Annotated in this window: 16 protein-coding genes; 5 read left to right on the forward strand and 11 right to left on the reverse strand. The window is 69.8% G+C overall.

What is annotated here, in order from left to right; all coding sequences use genetic code 11:
- Positions 1–29 precede the first annotated feature (29 nt).
- Positions 30–2,612, reverse strand: a complete 2,583-nt coding sequence (locus CK206_RS10520; RefSeq protein WP_254050545.1) for a carboxylate--amine ligase/circularly permuted type 2 ATP-grasp protein — start codon at positions 2,610–2,612, stop codon at positions 30–32.
- 73 nt (positions 2,613–2,685) lie between these two features.
- Positions 2,686–3,486 carry a crotonase/enoyl-CoA hydratase family protein gene (locus CK206_RS10525; protein ID WP_096906365.1) on the reverse strand — a complete coding sequence of 267 codons (801 nt, stop codon included), beginning with the start codon at positions 3,484–3,486 and terminating at the stop codon, positions 2,686–2,688.
- Between the two features lie 500 nt (positions 3,487–3,986).
- Here CK206_RS10525 and CK206_RS10530 point away from each other — a divergent pair, with 500 nt between their 5' ends.
- The gene (locus CK206_RS10530; RefSeq protein WP_007627198.1) at positions 3,987–4,697 is read left to right on the forward strand and encodes a GntR family transcriptional regulator; all 711 of its coding nucleotides are present in this window, start codon (positions 3,987–3,989) and stop codon (positions 4,695–4,697) included.
- 253 nt (positions 4,698–4,950) lie between these two features.
- On the opposite strand, the gene fadD5 is transcribed toward CK206_RS10530, so the two are convergent.
- From fadD5 to CK206_RS10555, 5 genes are all read right to left on the reverse strand, one after another.
- A complete protein-coding gene (gene fadD5 / locus CK206_RS10535) occupies positions 4,951–6,543 on the reverse strand; it encodes a fatty-acid--CoA ligase FadD5 (RefSeq protein WP_096906366.1) in 1,593 nt (530 codons plus the stop codon).
- Positions 6,544–6,602: 59 nt separating this feature from the next.
- Positions 6,603–7,394, reverse strand: a complete 792-nt coding sequence (locus CK206_RS10540) for an enoyl-CoA hydratase-related protein (RefSeq protein ID WP_096906367.1) — start codon at positions 7,392–7,394, stop codon at positions 6,603–6,605.
- The gene (locus CK206_RS10545; RefSeq protein WP_173674843.1) at positions 7,391–8,377 is read right to left on the reverse strand and encodes a nitronate monooxygenase family protein; all 987 of its coding nucleotides are present in this window, start codon (positions 8,375–8,377) and stop codon (positions 7,391–7,393) included. The genes CK206_RS10540 and CK206_RS10545 overlap by 4 nt, the downstream gene beginning before the upstream one ends.
- Positions 8,378–8,690: 313 nt before the next feature.
- Complete coding sequence (locus CK206_RS10550; RefSeq protein ID WP_096906369.1) at positions 8,691–9,770, reverse strand: oxygenase MpaB family protein; 1,080 nt, start codon at positions 9,768–9,770, stop codon at positions 8,691–8,693.
- A gap of 6 nt (positions 9,771–9,776) precedes the next feature.
- Complete coding sequence (locus tag CK206_RS10555; protein ID WP_007627191.1) at positions 9,777–11,273, reverse strand: aldehyde dehydrogenase family protein; 1,497 nt, start codon at positions 11,271–11,273, stop codon at positions 9,777–9,779.
- Positions 11,274–11,407: 134 nt separating this feature from the next.
- Here CK206_RS10555 and CK206_RS10560 point away from each other — a divergent pair, with 134 nt between their 5' ends.
- From CK206_RS10560 to CK206_RS10570, 4 genes are read left to right on the forward strand one after another with little or no spacing between them, the layout of a single operon-like run.
- On the forward strand, positions 11,408–12,550 hold the full coding sequence (locus tag CK206_RS10560; RefSeq protein WP_096906370.1) for an acyl-CoA dehydrogenase family protein: 1,143 nt from the start codon (positions 11,408–11,410) through the stop codon (positions 12,548–12,550).
- Between the two features lie 45 nt (positions 12,551–12,595).
- Positions 12,596–12,829 carry a GXWXG domain-containing protein gene (locus CK206_RS20320; RefSeq protein WP_254050546.1) on the forward strand — a complete coding sequence of 78 codons (234 nt, stop codon included), beginning with the start codon at positions 12,596–12,598 and terminating at the stop codon, positions 12,827–12,829.
- 8 nt (positions 12,830–12,837) lie between these two features.
- Positions 12,838–12,972: a DUF4334 domain-containing protein gene (locus CK206_RS20325; RefSeq protein ID WP_253702292.1), complete on the forward strand. Its 135-nt coding sequence runs from the start codon at positions 12,838–12,840 to the stop codon at positions 12,970–12,972.
- A gap of 50 nt (positions 12,973–13,022) precedes the next feature.
- On the forward strand, positions 13,023–13,823 hold the full coding sequence (locus CK206_RS10570) for an LLM class F420-dependent oxidoreductase (RefSeq protein WP_096906371.1): 801 nt from the start codon (positions 13,023–13,025) through the stop codon (positions 13,821–13,823).
- 202 nt (positions 13,824–14,025) lie between these two features.
- On the opposite strand, the gene CK206_RS10575 is transcribed toward CK206_RS10570, so the two are convergent.
- The 4 genes from CK206_RS10575 to CK206_RS10590 all read right to left on the reverse strand — a co-directional run bounded on the left by CK206_RS10575 (position 14,026) and on the right by CK206_RS10590 (position 17,648).
- A complete protein-coding gene (locus CK206_RS10575; protein WP_007627187.1) occupies positions 14,026–14,250 on the reverse strand; it encodes a hypothetical protein in 225 nt (74 codons plus the stop codon).
- 6 nt (positions 14,251–14,256) lie between these two features.
- Complete coding sequence (locus CK206_RS10580) at positions 14,257–15,102, reverse strand: carbohydrate ABC transporter permease (RefSeq protein ID WP_067720228.1); 846 nt, start codon at positions 15,100–15,102, stop codon at positions 14,257–14,259.
- 98 nt (positions 15,103–15,200) lie between these two features.
- Positions 15,201–16,190 (reverse strand): carbohydrate ABC transporter permease, encoded by a 990-nt coding sequence (locus tag CK206_RS10585; protein ID WP_096906372.1) that lies wholly within the window; start codon positions 16,188–16,190, stop codon positions 15,201–15,203.
- Positions 16,191–16,379: 189 nt separating this feature from the next.
- Entirely contained in the window at positions 16,380–17,648 is a 1,269-nt protein-coding gene (locus CK206_RS10590) for an ABC transporter substrate-binding protein (protein ID WP_096906373.1), read from the reverse strand.
- Positions 17,649–17,914 lie beyond the last annotated feature (266 nt).

Here is a 17,914-nt window from a genome sequence, read left to right on the forward strand (position 1 = left end):
GCAGCAGCTCCCCGGGCCCGGCGCGGGGGTCACCGCATGATCCACGTGTCCTTGCCGCCGCCGCCCCGCGAGGAGTTGACGATCATCGATCCCGCCGGCGCGACCCGGGTGAGCCCGGCCGGGACCGCGTGCGCGGTGGTCCTGCCCCCCTCGCGTCGGACGTGGGCGAACGCGCGGAGGTCCACGTGCCGGCGCTGCATCCGGGTCCCGTCGAAGGTCGGCAACGTGGACAGGGGCACGACCTCCTGGGCGATGAACCCCTCCGGCCGGGTGAGCAGGTCCTCCCGGCGGGCGGCCAGCTCCGCCTCCGAGCACTCCGGCCCGATGGTGATCCCGAGTCCGCCGTACCCGTCGATCGGCTTGACCACCAGCTCGCCGAGGCGGTCCAACACGAGGTCCCGCTGCGTCCGGTCGGCACACAGGTAGGTGGGGACCTGCTCGAGGATCGGGGTCTCCCCCAGGTAGAAGTCGATCATGGCGGGGACGGAGGCGTAGACGGCCTTGTCGTCGGCCACCCCGTTGCCGAGGGCGTTGGCGATGGTCAGGCGTCCGGCCCCGAGCGCGTCGAGCAGCCCGTCGCGCAGCGGGATGCCGTCGTCGCCCGGCGAGCTGAGGAGCATGTCCTCGTCTATCCGGGCGTACATGACGTCCACCCGGTGCAGATCGCGGCCCGCGCGATGGTGCAGCACCCCGTCCCGGAAGGTGAGCCGGTCGGGCGTGACCAGCGGCAGTCCGGTGCGCTGCGCGATGAGTCGGTGCTCGAACCAGGCCGAGTCGGTCGGCCCGGAGGAGACGACCGCGAGCTGCGGCTCGTCCCCGGCGGCCGGCGGCGCGGCCGCCTCGAGCGTCTCGCGGATCATGCCGAACGCCTCGTCCGGCGCGTGGAGATCGAACCCGCCCGTGAGGTCGCCGAACAGGGAGGTGGTCATCTGTCGCAGGGCGTGGGAGAAGGCGATCCCGGAGGGCACCCGGACGTTGTCCTCCAGCACGAACCACGTGCCGTCGTCCCCGCACACCAGGTCGATCCCGCAGATGTGCGCCCGCGTCCGACCCGGCCGCTGTACGCGTCCCGTGCTGCGGTGACCGGGGGCGCGGTCCAGGGACTCGGGCGTCATGTGCCCCGCGCGCACGAACTCGCGCTGGCCGTAGATGTCGTCGAGGAAGGCGTCCAGGGCGCGGGCGCGCTGCTCCGTGCCGGCGGCCAGCACCCGCCACACTTCGGGCGAGATGATGCGGGGTACGAAGTCCATGGGGAACGCCTGGGGCCGCTCCTGTCCGGTGACCCGGAACGTCACCCCGGCCACCGAGGCCTCCTTCTCCGCCGTCACCTGTCGCGACCGGAGCCGCACGGTGCCCGCCCGGTCCAGGGCCGACATCACGGGAGCGTAGGCCTCACGGGGGGCACCCCCCTCCTCGACCGCCTCGTCCCAGCTCGGGTCGGCGTCGAGGCCCTCGATCGGTTCGTAGACGCCGAACAGTCGTGAGTGGGCATCGGGGACCGCCGACCGGGGACCGCTGATCCCGGCGGTCTCCGCCGCGAGCAGGTCGACCACGTCGTGGGGGTGCCCCCGCCGGCGGAGGGCCTGGCGCTGCCGGAACGCACTGCTGCCGTTGTAGAGCGCGTTGTCGAGCAGGGTGCGCACGGTGTCGAGGTCACCCGACCGGTTCAACTCGCCGGTCAGGGACTCCACCAGATCCGAGACGACGTCGGTGGCGGGCCGGGCCCGGAAGGTGACGGGGTCCACGAGATCACCCTCGAGGCCCGACCGGGCCGCGCGCCACAGGGCCGCCCGCAGCCTCGTCTCGGCGGGGGCCGCCGACCCGGCGCCGTCGGCGACGGCGGTCGCCTCGCGCTCGACGAGGGCCCGGAACAGGGCGGCGGCCAGAACGGTGGCTTCGGCGGAGGGACAGGCGTCGCCCACCTGCAGCTCCACGGACCGCCGGTCGGCCCCGGGCTGCACACCGAAGCCCACCATCGACGCATCGACGACCACCCCGCTGGCCACGAGGTCGGCCACCAACTCGTCGTACTCGGCGGCCGAGCACACGCCCGCCACGGGCGCCGCCGTGGGCCACTGCGAGGCCGCCACCGAGCGGCAACTCGCGTAGCCGGAGTCCGACCCGTCCCTCAGGAAGGGCGAGCTCGCCGTGAGCGCGAGGAACACCGGCAGGTACGGAGCGATCCGGCAGGACACCGCGACCGCCTCGTCTGCGCCATGGGCCTCGACCCGGATCCGGACGCCACAGTAGATCTGATCCCGGGCCAGGTACTCGTAGTCGGCCAGGAGTCGACGAGTCCTCGGCGTCTCGTCGACGAGGGCGGACCCGGGGGGCACGAGCGGGACGGCCCCGGCGGCGACCACCGCCAGCCCGAGCTCGGCCCCCGCCCCGTTGAGCCCCGCCCGCTCCGCGCGGAGGGCCGACCGCAGCTCCGTCGCGGACCCGGCAGGGGCGGTCGCGGCGCGGATGACGCAGTTGCGCAGTTCCTCTCCCGCGCCACCTCCACCCCGCAGGGCCAGCAGCTCCGCCGCCCGGGGCGTCAACTCCCTGCTCGCGGTGTCGAGGACGTGCAGGTCCTCTTCGACGACCATCGACCTCAACACTGCTTCCATAAAGGAAATGTAGGGCCGGGGGGCGGAGTTCACATCCGGTCGGATTGTGGGATGGGTCTCATCGGATCCGGGTTCAGCGCGCCTTCCACACCGGGGCACGCTTCTCCGCGAACGCCCTCGGGCCCTCGGCCGCGTCCTCGGAGGTCATGACGGTGATCGTCTCCGTGTCATTGACCTTCCACTTGTCGACCTCCGCCGGACGCCCGCCGTCGGTGATACCGAGCGCGACCCGCTTGGTCCCCTGGACCGCCAGCGGCGCGTTGGCGGCGATGGTCCCGGCGAGCTCGAGCGCGGTGTCGAGCAGCCGGTCGGCCGGGACGACGTGGTTGATCAGGTGCAGGTCGAGCGCCCGCCCGGCGGTGATCGGCTCGCCGGTGAGCATCATCTCCATGGCCACCCGGTGGGGCAGCTGGGCCGGCAGCCGGAACGCGCCACCGGCGGCGGCGATGAGCCCACGCCGCACCTCCGGCAGACCGAACACCGCGTGGTCGGCGGCCACCACGAGGTCGCAGGCCAGGGCGATCTCGCAGCCCCCACCCAGTGCGGTGCCGTTGACCGCGCCGATCACGGGGACCGAGACGTACTGCTGCATCATCCCCGCGAATCCCCACCGCCGGTTCTCGGCCGGGAAGATGTCCTCACCCCGGGAGATGGCCTTGAGGTCGGCGCCCGCGCAGAAGGACCGCTCTCCCGCGCCGGTGATCACCACGACCCGGATCTCGGGATCGGTGTCCGCCTCGTGCAGCGCGTTGCCCAGCAGCGTGCTGACCTCGCCGTTGACGGCGTTGCGGGCCTCCGGGCGGTCGAGGGTGACGAGTAGGACGTGGTCCCGGCGCTCGGTACGGACGGCGGGACGGTTCTCGGTTGACGTCATGGGCCCAGTCTCGCCCGGCGGTGGCTGCCACGCAGCCCCTCCGCGCTATTCGGCCCTCTCCGCAGGAAGGTTCGTGCGGATGTCCGCGCATCGCACGCTCGAGTGGCACGGCCGACGTCGCTGCGCGTAAACGCATCCTTCCCCTCGGCCGGTCCCGGTGCGGGCGGGCCCGGGCGCCCCGCCGGTCGGGCACCGTGCCCCGCCGGTCGGGCTCCATGTCGCGGGTCGGGGGCGCCACTCGCGGGTCGCCGACGGTCGCCGCGGGGCCACCGCCGAACTGTCGCCGATTCCGACCCGCGCTGCAGCGCCCCGAGGAGACGGGCCGGTCGAGGGTTGTCATAACCGAAACGAAGGCGAGCGAGAGATGTTTCACGTGAACCCTTCTCGGCGGTGGGTGGATGCCCCGCCCCCGGCGAGGTAGTGTGAGCCACTACAGATATATTTGATTTAGATCATCGGTCTCGGCGCTCCGGGTGGGTGCCCTTCTCTCGTGGAATGAGGTGGCGGACGTGGCCCCCACACGACTCGGCCAGCGCCCGCAGCTCTCCGAGGAGGTCGCCGACCACGTGCGGACTCGGATCATGAGCGGCGATGTCCGCCCGGGGTCCTTCATCCGGCTCGACGAGACCGCCTCCGCACTCGGGGTGAGCGTGACCCCGGTCCGGGAGGCACTACTCACCCTGCGCGGCGAGGGCCTCGTCGATCTGGTGCCGCGGCGCGGCTACCTGGTCTCGCCGATGAGCCGCCAGGACATCGAGGACATCTTCTGGCTCCAAGCGGAACTCTCCAAGCGCATCGTCGACCGGGCCATCACCCGCTACGACGCGGAAACTCTCGAGTTCCACGGTCGTCTGATCGACGAATTCGAGAAGGCATCCGCGTCAGATGACACCGACGGCGTGGTGCACGCCCAGTACGCGATCCACCGGTGCCTCAACCGGGCTTCCCGCTCGGACAAGCTGTCCCGGTTCCTGTCCAACGCCGCCCGCTACATGCCCTACCGGCTGTACGCGGACGACCCCGAGTGGCGTGCGGGCGCACTGACGGACAACCGCCGCATGCTCGAGGCGCTGCGTGACGGCGACGTCGAGACGGCCCACGAAGTGGTGGACGCCGAGTTCACCGGTGGCGCGAGTCTGCTCATCGCCCATCTCGAGCGAGCGGGCGTGTGGGACGACGAGCGCGCACCGGAACTCGACCCCGAGCACTGAGTCCCACTTCAGTGATCGGTCCGTCCGCACTCTCCACCTCAGATCGGTTTGAACAGGATGCGGTAGGTGGCCGTCCGAACCGTCCGGGGGAGTTCGTCGGGCCGCGTGCGAACTCCACGGGATTCCGAGTTCATTCCGGAACGGTCGCTGCAGGAAGCCGGTGGTCGCGCACCTGTGGATCCGGCCCGACGATAGAGCTGGTGAGCACTTCCCTGCTCTCCCGGAGTGGTCGGACGGGAGCCGTGACACCAGCTCAGACGCCCACGGTGCCGTGCTCGGAACGCAGTGTGCCCTTGACGACCTTGCCGCTGGCGTTGCGGGGGAGTTCGTCGACGTGGACCAGATGCTTGGGGAGCTTGAAGCCGGCGAGCTTGTCCCGCAGCCACTCGCTGAGCTCCTCGAGGGTGAGATCGGCAACGCCGTCCTCCACGTTCTGGGCGACCACTGCGACGGGGACCTCGCCCCACCTGTCGTCCTTGCGGCCGATCACCGCGACCTCGCGGATCCTCGGGTGCCCGGCGATGATGTTCTCCACCTCGGCGCAGTAGATGTTCTCGCCGCCGGAGATGATCATGTCCTTCTTGCGGTCCACCACGTAGACGAAGCCCTCGTCGTCCATGCGGACCAGGTCGCCGGAGTGGAACCACCCGCCCTCGAAGGCCTCCGCCGTCTCCTTGGGCTTGTTCCAGTAGCCGGACATGGTGGTGGGACCGCGGTAGACGATCTCGCCGACCTCACCCGGGCCGACGAGCTCGCCGAAGGCGTCGACGACGCGGGCCTGGAGGGTGGGGATGACCTTGCCGACGGAGCCGATCTTGCGGATCGCGTCATCGCCGTCGAGGGCACAGGTGATGGGGCTCATCTCGGTCTGGCCGAACACCGCGCAGTTCAGGGCGTCCGGGAAGGTCTCGGCCATGGCGCGCAGGATCGTGTCGGTGGACGGGGCCGCGCCCCAGGAGATGGTGCGCAGCACCAGGCTGCGCGGGCGGGCCTGCTGCTCGGCACAGACGGCCTGCCACTGCACGGGGACGAGGAAGATGCTGGTGATGTGCTCGGCCTCGAGGGTGTCCAGGACCGCTGCGGGGTCGAAGGCCTGCAGCGGGTGGACCACCGTGACGCCGCCGAGTTGGAGGCTCGGCGCGATCGAGCCGAGCGCCGCGATGTGGAACATCGGGGCGGCGCACAGTGCGCGCCCGTCCTCCTCGAACAGTCGGAACACCCGGATGCAGGTCAGGGACTGCGCCGTGAGGTTCTCGTAGGAGAGCATCGCGCCCTTGGGGCGACCCGTGGTGCCCGAGGTGTACATGATGAGCGCGGTGGAGTCCTCGGGGACGTCGACGGGCTCGTGCGGCTGGCCCTCCTCCGCGATCGCGTCCGCGTACGTGGTCTGGTCGGGCGTCCCCGGTTCACCGCCGATGACGATGTGGTGGCCCGGCTCCTCGCCCTGGGCGCGGATCGCGCCGACGAGCGGGGCGAGCATCGCGTCGGTGATGACGCCCTTCGGCGTGCAATCGCTGACCAGGTAGGCGAGCTCGCCGGGGGTGAGACGGAAGTTCACCGGGACCGCGATGGCACCCAGCTCGTTGATGCCCAGGACCGCCTCGACGAACTCCGGGTTGTTGAGCGTGATGAGCATGACCCGGTCGCCCCTGCCCACACCGCGGCGGGCCAACGCGTCGGCGAAGCGGTTGCTGCGGCCGTGCAGCTGGGACCACGTGGTGGTCTGGCCGAGGAACCGCAGCGCCTCGGCGTCGGGCTGCATCTCGGCGTGGGTGGCGACCCACGTGTTCCAGTTGTTGCGACGTGCCGCGTGGAGTTCGGCGATGGGATCCGTGGCGGTGGTCATGATCTCGGCCTTTCGTCGGGCGGTGGGTGACGGGAGGGGCAGGTGACAGGAGGGACGGTTCAGGAGAAGTTCGGGCGCCGTTTCTCGAGGATCGAGGACACGCCCTCGGCGAAGTCGGGGGAGATCAGCAGCTCGCACTGGCCCTCGTGTTCCCTGGCCAGGGCCGCGTCCAGCTCGGCGAGCGTGGCCCCGGTGACGGCCCTCTTGGTCAGTTCCAGGGCGCGGCGCGGACCCCGGGCCAGTCGGCGGGCGAGCTTCGCGGCGGCGGGCTCGAGGTCCGCGGTCGGGTGGACCTCCATGGCCAGTCCGACGTCGTGGGCCTCCGCGGCGGAGACGGCGTCGCCACGCAGCAGCATGCGCGAGGCGATCGACCGTCCGACGGCCGCGGGCAGCAGCACGCTGGCGCCGCCGTCGGGCATGAGTCCGATGTTGGTGAACGCGAACAGTAGGTAGGCGTCCTCCGACATGAGGACGAGGTCGGAGGCCAGCGCGAGCGAGACGCCCACCCCGGCCGCCGGGCCGGTGACGGCGGCGATTACCGGGACCGGGACCGTGAGGACCGCGCGGACCAGTGCGGCGGCCCCGGCCATGGTCGCGTCGGGGCTGGGCGCGTCCGCGCCGGCGTCCTTGATCGCCTGCAGGTCAGCTCCGGTGGTGAACGCCCCGCCCTCCCCTGAAAGCACGATGACCCGGGTGCCCGGATCGCTGCCGTGTTCGATGATGAGCTCGGTCAGCGCGGTGACGGTGGGGTGGTCGAGCGCGTTCATCCGGTCGGGCCGGTTGATACTGATCGTGGTCACGCCCAGGTCGTCATGGTCGACCTTGATGGCGTCACGTCCGGTCGCGGTCATCGGACCGTCTCCCCCGCCTCGACCATCCCGGCCAGCCTGCCGGTGATGATCTCCTCAGCCTCGGCCATCATCCGGTCGACGAGCTCCGCCGCGGTGGGCACGTCGTGGATCAGACCCTGACACTGGCCGGCGCTCCAGATGCCCGCGTCCAGGTCGCCGTCCTCGAAGACCTTGCGTCCGCGGGCTCCGGCGACGAGGTGCTGGATGTCGGAGAACTCGGCACCCTGGGCCTCTTTCGACACGACCTCGGCGGAGACGGCGTTGGCGGCCACCCGCGCGGTGTTGTGCAGTGTCCGGAAGATCAGCTTCGTGTCGAGCTCGGTGTTGGCCACGATCTGTTGTTTGACCTGCTCGGCCACCGGCGACTCGGCCGTGCACATGAAGCGGGTGCCCATGTTGGCGCCGTCGGCTCCCAGCGCCAGTGCTGCCACCATGCCGCGGGCGTCGGCGATCCCGCCGGAGGCGAGGATCGGGACGGACAGCCTCGCCGCCGCGGCAGGGATGAGCACCAGGCCGGGGACGTCGTCCTCCCCCGGGTGGCCCGCGCACTCGAAGCCGTCGATCGACACCGCGTCCACACCGAGCTGCTCGGCCTTGATCGCGTGGCGGACCGAGGTGCACTTGTGGATCACCTTGATGCCGGCCTCGTGGAACACCGGTAGGTGGTCCTTGGGATTGGACCCGGCCGTCTCGACGATCTTCACGCCCGACTCGACGATCGCCTGCCGGTACTCGGCGTACGGGGGCGGAGAGATCGCGGGAAGGATCGTGAGGTTGACGCCGAACGGCTGGTCGGTCATCTCCCGGCAGCGCGCGATCTCCTTGACCAGGTCCTCGGGCGTGGGTTGGGTGAGTCCGGTGATGATCCCCAGCGCGCCGGCCTCGGACACGGCGGCGGCGAGTTCGGCGCGGCCGACCCACATCATGCCGCCCTGGACGATGGGATGACGGACGCCGAACTCCACGGTGAATCGGGTGCGGATCACGGCTGGACCTCCTCGTAGGTGCCACCGGAGGTGGCCTCAGGACTTGGCATGGGCGACTGATCCCTTCTGCAACCGACCGCGATGACGTCGTCCCTCCAGAACGACCATGGATCCGATCACATATATGTGTAAGTGTCGCTACGCGATGCCCACTGTAGCCGGTGTTGTCAAGATCACACCGTGTTCCACCTAACCCGGAAAGCGCACCCATGTGCCCCTCACGCCCTCGTGGGTCACGCACCCTCTCCGGGCATCGGGTTCGGCGTCCCGACGTGCGGAAATCGCGGGGCGCGGCGGCAGTTCCGCCGGGTTAGGCGGCTCCGGTGGAGCCGGCGGCTGGAGCGTGCACGACCGGGCAGGCGACCACCCGGTCGCGCGGCTGGATGGGGCAGGCCCCCAGGTCGGCGGGACGGTAACCCTCCGGGTATCCCGGGTACGTCCGGTTCTCGGTCCCACGGGACCCGAGCTCGCGGCGGCGGACCGGCAGCCACCGCACCACCTTCGACCGCATCCGCAGCGCCGCGTAGGCGGCCTCGCGGAACGCCGGAGGTTGCCACGGGAAGCCGAAGGCGCGGGTCATGTCGTCGTCGATCAGCGCCTGCACGACCTTGCGGACCACCGGCCGGGCCGGCTCCGGGTACCAGGAACACATGAGATCGAGCGTGTACGTCCCGATGAGCTCGTTGGTCCGGGCGTAGCGCATGGTGCGCGCCTCGTAGTCGTCCCGCCAGCGCCGGAACTCCCCGATGCCCTGCGGGATCCCCTTGATCTTCATCCGCTCCCCGACTGCGCGGTAGAAGTGGAACGCCGCGAGCCGTTCGTTCGGATGCAGACGCCGCCAGCCGTTCGCATCGATCCACTCGAGCGGTTCGTAGATGAACGTCGACAACACATAGAGCATGTCGTCATTGGTGATCTCGTACATCGCGTGTTGGCGGTTGATCACCCGCAGCGCCTCCTTGCCGCGGGGCGAGTCGTACCCGTGCTCGACCAGCTCCACCATGAGCAGCGCGGTGTCGTCGTACCGCTTCTGCGGGTGATCGCGGAAGTTGCCCGCCTGCTCCAGGACCGCCGACACCGAAGGGATGCAGTAGGTCCGGTACAGCGCCAGCTCGAGCGCCCGCTGATAGTCCCACGGGAACTCGTACGCGGAGGTGATGCGGTGGATCTCCGCCGCGTCCGCCACCGGATCGAGAGTCGCGATGAGATCACGCCAGTACCAGCGCCCGGGCCTGAACGGGACCCCTGCCGTGAGCGGGTGGTCGACGGCGGCGTCGGCGACGAGGTCGGCCGGGATCGATCCGAACACCCCGGGCACGGCGGGCCGCTCGGTGGCCGCGGCCCTCGTCGTCGTCGTCATCTCCTCGGTTCTCTCGGAGGTGGCGGTCATCTCACCTCACATCCTTCCCTGGACGTTCGCGAGCATCCACTTGACGATCTTGATGTCACGCGGCTTGCGGGTCATGGTCATGAGGTTCAGCGGGGCCGCGAACTTCTGCGCGGTGATGGCCTTGGGACGGGCGAACTCGCGCAACCCGTCGGCGCCGTGGATGCGGCCGAAGCCCGAGTCACCCGAACCGCCGAACGGCAACGCCGGGATGCCGGCGAACGCGAGGAACGAGTTGACCGACACCATGCCCACGTCCAACTTCTCCGCCAGGGCCAGCCCCCGCTTCTTGTTGCCGGTGAAGATCGACCCGCCGAGGCCGTAGCTGCTGGCGTTCGCCTTCTCGATCGCCTCCTCCAGGTCCGCGACAGGGTTGATCACGACGGTGGGGCCGAAGGTCTCCTCGGTGATCGCGGACGAGTTCTCGGGGACGTCGACCAGGACGACCGGCTCGATGATCTTCTCGCCGACGGAGTCCTCGCCGCCGAGTACGGCCCTGCCCCCCTTCGCGAGTGCGTCCTTGACGTGCCTGCGGACGATGTCGACCTGTGCCGGCAGCGTCATGGGCCCGTAGCTGGAGGAGATCGAGTTGCCCGGGGTGAGCGCGCGGACCTTGGCCGTGAACTTCTGGACGAACGCGTCGTGGACGTCCGAGTGGACGTAGATCCGCTCCACGCCCGCGCAGGTCTGGCCCGCGTTGCCCATGGCGCCGAAGACCGCCTGGTCGGCGGCCGCGTCGAGATCCGCGTCCGAGTCGACGAGCAGGGCGTCCTTGCCACCGCCCTCGATGACGACCGGCGTGAGCGTCTCCGCGCAGGCGGCCATGACCTTGCGGCCCGTCGCGGCGGAGCCGGTGAACGCGAGCTTGTCCACGCCCGCCCGGCACAACGCCGCACCCGTCGAGCCGTCACCGGTGATCGTCTGGATGAGCGGCTGGGAGGCGCCCAGGGAATCCCACACCTCCGCCAGCCACACGCCCACACCCGGCGTGAGCTCGCTGGGCTTGAACACCACCGCGTTGCCCGCGGCCATGGCGTAGGACAGCGTGCCCATCGGGGTGAACGCGGGGTAGTTCCACGGGCCGATCGCGCCGACCACGCCGTAGGGCTGATATTCCACGTAGGCGGCCTGGTTGCTCATGAGCAGCCCGGCCGAGACGGAGCGCCGTCGCAGGACCTTGTCCGCGTTCTTGGCCGCCCACTCCAGATGGCTGACGGTGAGCATGACCTCGAGGGTCGCGTCCTCGTCCGGCTTCCCGGTCTCGGCGGAGATCAGGGACGCCAACTCCTCGGCCCTGGACGAGATCGCCCGCTTGTACTCCAGCAGCCACTCACGGCGACCCCGCGGACCCTGGTTCGCCCACCAGCGGGCCGCGGCACGCGCACGCTCCACGGCGAGGGCGACCTCCTCGGGACCGGCGACGGGGTACTCCGCGAGGACGGTGCCGTCGCGGGGGTCCAGGCTCGCGAACGTGGGGCCGGTCTTGCTGGGCTCGGTGGTCGTCATCTGAGGTCCTCTCGTTTCCGATCACATATATTTGATGTAGCGTACCGTGATACGGGCCACAGTAGTCCAGTGTGCACCCAACCGACACCCCGTGACAGATACCGGGGCAACCACACAGAAAGACGAGGCGAGAAGTGTTCGACATCCTCACCGAAGAGCAGCGTGACTTCGCCAAGTCGATCGATGACTTCTGCGCGCGCGAGGTCGGCGGCGTCGAGAAGCGACGCGAGCTCACCACCGAGGGCGGCACCCACTCGCCGCACATCTACTCCAAGATGGCCGAGCTCGGATGGTTGGGGCTGACCGTCCCCGAGGAGTACGGCGGCTCCGACGCCGGTGCCGTCGAACTGTGCCTCCTGCTCGAGCACTCCCTGCGCGGCCTCGCCCCGATCGGCGGCATCGGCCCCACCCTCATCACGGCCGCCGCGTACCAGAAGTTCGGGACCGAGGAGCAGCGCAGACGCGCGCTCGAGTTGGTCGTGAACGGCGGCACCCTGTCCATCTCGATGTCCGAGCCCGGCGCCGGGTCCGACGTCGCCGCCCTGCGCTGCAAGGCCGAGCGCGACGGCGACGACTGGGTGATCAACGGGCAGAAGACCTGGTGTTCCAACGCCCACTTCGCCGACCGCATCCTGCTCGTCGCCCGCACCGACTCGTCGGGCAAGAAGCACGAGGGCATCACGATGTTCGACGTGCCCGCGGACATCGAGGGCCTGCAGATCACCGGGATCGAGACCATGGGCGGCAAGGAGGTCAACGACCTCTACTTCACCGACGTCCGCCTGCCCGCCGACTCCGTGATCGGAGAGGTCGGCGGCGGCTGGGCGCAGCTCATGACCGGGCTCAACACCGAGCGCCTCATCCTCGCCGCCATGCAGCTCGGCGTGGCCCAGCGGGCGTTCGACGACTGCCTGACCTTCATCAAGGAGCGCGAGCAGTTCGGCCGCCCCGTCGGCTCCTTCCAGGTGCTCCGCCACCGTATGGCCGACCTCGCCACCGAGATCGAGGCCACGCGCCTGCTCGTCTACGCGGTCGCCAGGAAGGTCGACGAGGCCGACCCCACGGCCCTGTTCCCCCGCGAGGCCTCCATGGCCAAGCTCAAGGCGTCCGAGCTGAGCAAGCGGGTCACGCTCGAGTGCATGCAGTCCATGGGCGGATACGGGTACGCCACCGAGTACGGGATGGAACGTCTGGTCCGCCAGGCGGTGGTCTCCACCATCTACGGCGGCACCAACGAGGTCCAGCGGGACATCATCGGCAAGACGCTCGGCCTGTGAGCACCGCCGGTACAGCCGGGGCGGCCGGGACCGCCGGGACCGCGGGTGTCGCCGCGCGACGACATCGCGGGCAGCCGCTGGAGGGGCACCGGCCTGGACACCGGGCACCCCATGTTCGGCATGCTCGGGCAGATGCGCTGGTGGGGTAAGGACTTCACCGAGGCCCGCAAGGTGGACCCGATCCTCGTCACCGACGACTCCGGTGAGGTCGTGCCGGACACCTCGGCGACCGGCGGGGGCGGGGCGTCCCTGTGGGTGGTCTCCTTCCGCGGCCCCTGACCGCCTCCATGGTGTACGACCGCCTGCCGGTGATCGACCACTTCGCCGTCGTCGGACCCGACACCCTTCTCGCGGTGATGAACGGGCGCGGCACCGTGCACGAGGGCGAGCACTTCTGGTTCGTCCTGGAGCGCGAGCGCTGAGACGCACGGGCCGGGTGCGCGGGGCGGCGCCACGCCCCACAATGGGGCGCATGACCCCGAACCCCACGCGCCCGGTCCGCATCGCCGTCCAGCTCCAGCCGCAGCACTCGCCGGACTACGGACTGATCCGGGACGCCGTCCGACGTTCCGAGGATGCGGGCGTGGACGTGGTCTTCAACTGGGACCACTTCTTCCCGCTCTACGGTGATCCCGACGGCGCCCACTTCGAGTGTTGGACGATGCTGGCCGCGTGGGCCGAGCAGACCGAACGCGTCGAGATCGGCGCCCTGGTCACCTGCAACACCTATCGCAACCCCGACCTGCTCGCCGACATGGCCCGGACCGTCGACCACATCTCCGGCGGCCGCCTCATCCTGGGCCTGGGCAGCGGATGGTTCGAGCGGGACTACGCCGAGTACGGCTACGAGTTCGGCACCAAGGGCTCGCGGCTCGACGACCTCGGGCACTCCCTCGATCGGATCGAGCAGCGCTTCGCCACGCTCACCCCCGCCCCGACGAGGGATATCCCCTTGCTGCTCGGTGGCGGCGGTGAGAAGAAGACCCTGCGACACGTGGCCCGCCACGCCGACATCTGGCACTCGTTCGTGGACGTGGAGACCTACCGCCACAAGTCGGAGGTGCTCGCCGGGCACTGCGCGGACGTGGGGCGCGATCCGGGCGAGATCGAGCGGTCGACGGAGATCGGCGGGGCCAGCTCGCCCGACGAGGCGAAGCGGCTCGCCGAGGACCTGCACGCCGAGGGCGTCACCCTCTTCACGGTCGGGCTCAACGGCCCCGACTACCCGCTGGACCTGGTCGAGTCGCTGGTGGCCTGGCGCGACGGCCGCTGACTCGGCGCTGACCCTGCCCGTCGGCGCCGAGCCTGCCCGTCGGCGCCGGAAATCCGCTACTCCGAATCCGGATCCGCTATCCCGATCGGCGTAGCGAATCCGCATTCCGAGTAGCGGATTTCGGGTTGGGAGGGAACCGGGCGGGCTGAGGGGGAACCGGGGCGGGCTGGGGCGGGCGCGTGTCGGCGCGGGCCGCGGCGGGTCAGCCCCGCTTGACCGCCCGGTCGACCCGGCGCCACGTCCGGTACGTGTACCACGACGCCACCAGCATGAGCACCAGCACGAGCGAGGCGAAGATCGACGGTCGCCCGGTGAGGATCAAGCCCACCGCGTTGACCAACGCCAGCACGGTGAAGAACCCGACGAACCCGCCGATGACCTCCAGCCGCTGCCGGGCGCCCAGGGCGTCACCGCCGCTCCGAGCCACCGCCGATCAGCTCTTCAGGCCGCCGGCGGTGAGGCCGGAGATGATCCGTCGCTGGAAGATCAGCACCATGATCACCAGCGGCACGGTGACGAGCGCGCCGGCGGCCATGATCGCCGCGTGCGGCGGCAGGTACGGGTTGACCCCGGAGAACCGGGCGATCGCCACCGTCACGGGCTCGGTCGCGGTCGTGGACAGCTGCTGCGAGAGCACGAACTCGTTCCACGTGATGATGAACGCCAGGATCGCGGTGGTGAACAGGGCCGGCGCGGCGAGCGGGAGGATGATCTTGATGAACGCCTGGCCGCGGGTCGCACCATCGACGCGGGCAGCCTCCTCCAGCTCCCACGGCAGGTCGTTGAAGAACGACGTGAGCGTGTAGATGGTCAGCGGGAGCGCGAACGAGATGTTGGGGATGATGAGCGCCTGGTAGGTGCCGATCCAGCCGATGTCCGTGAACAGCTGGAACAGCGGCGTGACCAGGGCGACGCCGGGGAACATCGACGCGGCGAGGATGATCCCGGTGACGAGGAACTTGCCCCGGAAGTCGACCCTGGCGAGGGCGTAGGCGGTGAACACGCCGAACGTCAGCGCGAGGGCGGTGGTGATCGAGCTGATGAGCACGGAGTTGATGATCGCGCCCAGGAAGTTGTTGCCGCCGTCCGTGGCCAGCGCCTCACGGAAGTTGTCGAGCGTGAGGTGCGAGGGCACCGGGCTGGCGGAGAAGATGAACCGGTTGTCGCGGAACGCGGTCACCAGCATCCAGTAGAACGGCGCGAGTCCCCAGATGAGGATGAGTAGCGCGCCGACGTAGGTGCTGACGGTGGGGCCGAGCGGTTTGCGTGGTGGCTTGATGTCCTCGTCGTCGCGGCGCCGGTCGGGGCCGCGGGTCGACGACGACGAGGTGGTCGTCGGCGCGGTCGGCGAGGTGCTCGGTTCAGACGCTCGGTGGCTCACCGGATCTCCCCCTTCTTGCCCGTGCGATCCTCCACGACGTTCGCGCCGAGGAATTTGACCATGATGTACGCGACGGCGAAGACCAGCAGGAACACCAGTGTCGATATCGCGGAGGCACTGTTGAAGTTGCCCATTCTCATCTCGTTGACCACCAGCATCGACACGGTCGCGGTGGGCGAGTTGGAGTTGGCCGACACGAGGATGACGGGCAGGTCGTACATGCGCAGCGCGTCGAGGGTGCGGAACAGGATCGCCACCATGAGGGCGGGACGCACCAGCGGAAGGGTGATGCGGACGAATTGCTGCCAGCGGGACGCGCCGTCCACGCGGGCCGCCTCGTAGACGTCACCGGGGATCATCTGCAACCCGGCGAGGATGAGCAGCGCCATGAACGGCGCGGTCTTCCACACGTCGGCGATGATGATGGCCATACGGGCGTAGAACGGGTCGGTGGTCCAGGCGATGTTCGTGCCCAGGATGGTGTTGGCGATCCCGTTGGGGGCGAAGATGAACGCCCACAGCTTGGCCGTGACGGCGGTGGGGATCGCCCACGGGACGAGCACGGCGGCACGCAGCAGGGAGCGTCCCCAGATGCTCTTGCCCATGACCACGGCCATGGCGAAACCGAGCACCGTCTCGAGGGAGACGGTGGTGACGGTGAAGAACAGCGTGTTGCCCATGGCGGGCCAGAAGTCCACGGACGAGACGCCCGGCGGACAGGTGACCGTGCCGTCGCCGCCCGGAGCGGGGCAGGCCTGCGTCAGCCAGTAGAGGTAGTGCTGGAAGCCGGCGAACCCGCCCTCCGAGAACATGCCCGTGGCCGGGTCCAGGCCGCGGTCGGCCATGAACGACAGGTACACCGCGCGGATGACCGGATACCCGATCACCACCGCGAGGATGGCCAGGGCCGGACCCACCATCCACACCGGCCGCCAGTCGAACTTCTTCTCGACCAGTGGCGCCGGGGAGTTCTCGCTCGTCGTCATCGCCTCGCTCCTCGCCGGATTCGCGCCCGCCCCACCACGGAGACCGGTGGGCCCCGGGAACGTTACCCGGGGCCCACCTGCCCTGGTCCGACAGCCGTCTGCCACCGGACCGTGTGCCGATCACCCGGACCGCGGTGATCGTTGACCTCGTTCGATCACCGTGCTCGGTGGATCACTGTGCGTTGTGAATCACTGTGCCTGTTCGATCGCGGCCGTCATGTCGTTGAGGGCCTGCTCCACGTCCTTCTCCCCGCGAAGCGCCGCGAAGGTGTTGTCCTGGATCGCCTTGGACACGGAGGGATAGAACGGGGTGACCGGGCGCGGCTCGGCGTTGTCGAGCGCCGCCTTCAGGGCCGGCATGTAGGGGAACTCCTGCTGGAGCGCCTCGTCGTCATAAATCGAGGACAGCACCGGCGGGAACGACTGCTCGGCGAAGCCCATCTGGACGTCCTCGGAGATGATGAACTCGAGGAAGGCCCGCGCGGTCTCCTTGTTCTCGGAGAACACGTTGATCGCGTTGTTGTAGCCACCGAGCGTGGACTGACCGGCGCCGTCCTTGCCGACGATCGGGGCGACCTGGAAGTCACCCTGGACCTGCGACGTGGGGTCGGACTGGCCCGACTCGTACATGTACGGCCAGTTGTAGGAGTACATGGTCTCGCCGGCGAGGAAGGCCTGCGCGGTCTCCTCCTCCGTGAACGCGTCGGTCTTCTGGGGGATGACGCCGCCCTTGTAGGCGTCGACGAGGGCGGTCAGGCCCGCACGCGCCTCCTCGGTGTCGAGCTCGGGCGTCTTCCCGTCCTCACCGACGACCTGCCCGCCCCAGCTGTGGATGAACTGGGTGGCGGCGACGGTGAGACCCTCGTACTGGCTGAGCTGGGTCTGCAGGCAGTCGACGTTCGCACCCTCCGCGGCCTCGCAGGAGGAGACGAGCTCCTCCCAGTTGGCGGGCGCCTCCGGCTGGAGGTCGGTGCGGTAGTACAGGAGCTGGGCGTTGGTGTTCTGCGGCACGCCGTAGAGGGTGCCGTTGTAGGTCGCCGAGTCGACGGCGGCCTCGATCAGCCCGGAGGTGTCGACCTCGGTCTCGTTCTCGATCGGCTGCAGCCACCCGTTGGCCGCGAAGTACGCGGTGTCGGTGACGTCGAGGGCGAACACGTCGTACTCGCCGCTCTCGGTCTGGAGCGACTGCGTCAGGGTGTCGCGCTGCCCGTCCTGCTCGGCCGGCAGCTCGCGGAGGGTGACCTCCTGGTCGGGGTTCTCCGCGTTCCACTGCTCGATGACGGGACGGAGCTTGTCGGTGTCGTTGCTGCCCATCGCGAAGGTGATGGGGCCGACGCCCGAGGTGCCGGCCTGCGCCTGCTCGTCGGATTCATCGCCACCCGATCCACACGCCGTGGATACCAGGGCGACTACGGAGGCGGCCGCCGCCGCCTTGAGGAACCTGCCGTGAACGGCCATGCGCTCTCTCCTACTGTCGTGTCTCGACTCCCCTCGGCGAGTGCCGACGGGGCAGTGGACCGGTGCCGCCTGTGACGCGGGTCTCACTGAGGACCTGCTGAGCGTAACCCACGAGACGGCGGTGGCGCGGGACCACGTGCGGACACGCGACCGACGCGCCGTCGCTCCCGCCACCACGGATGGTCACGGGAGCGAGGTCACAGGAGTCACTCTAGCAACACCCGATCGGGGCGGACGCCGGCGTGCATCGCCGTTTGCACGGGCCC

Origin of the sequence: Dietzia sp. WMMA184 (assembly GCF_002441635.1) — a bacterium.
Taxonomy (GTDB): domain Bacteria; phylum Actinomycetota; class Actinomycetes; order Mycobacteriales; family Mycobacteriaceae; genus Dietzia; species Dietzia kunjamensis.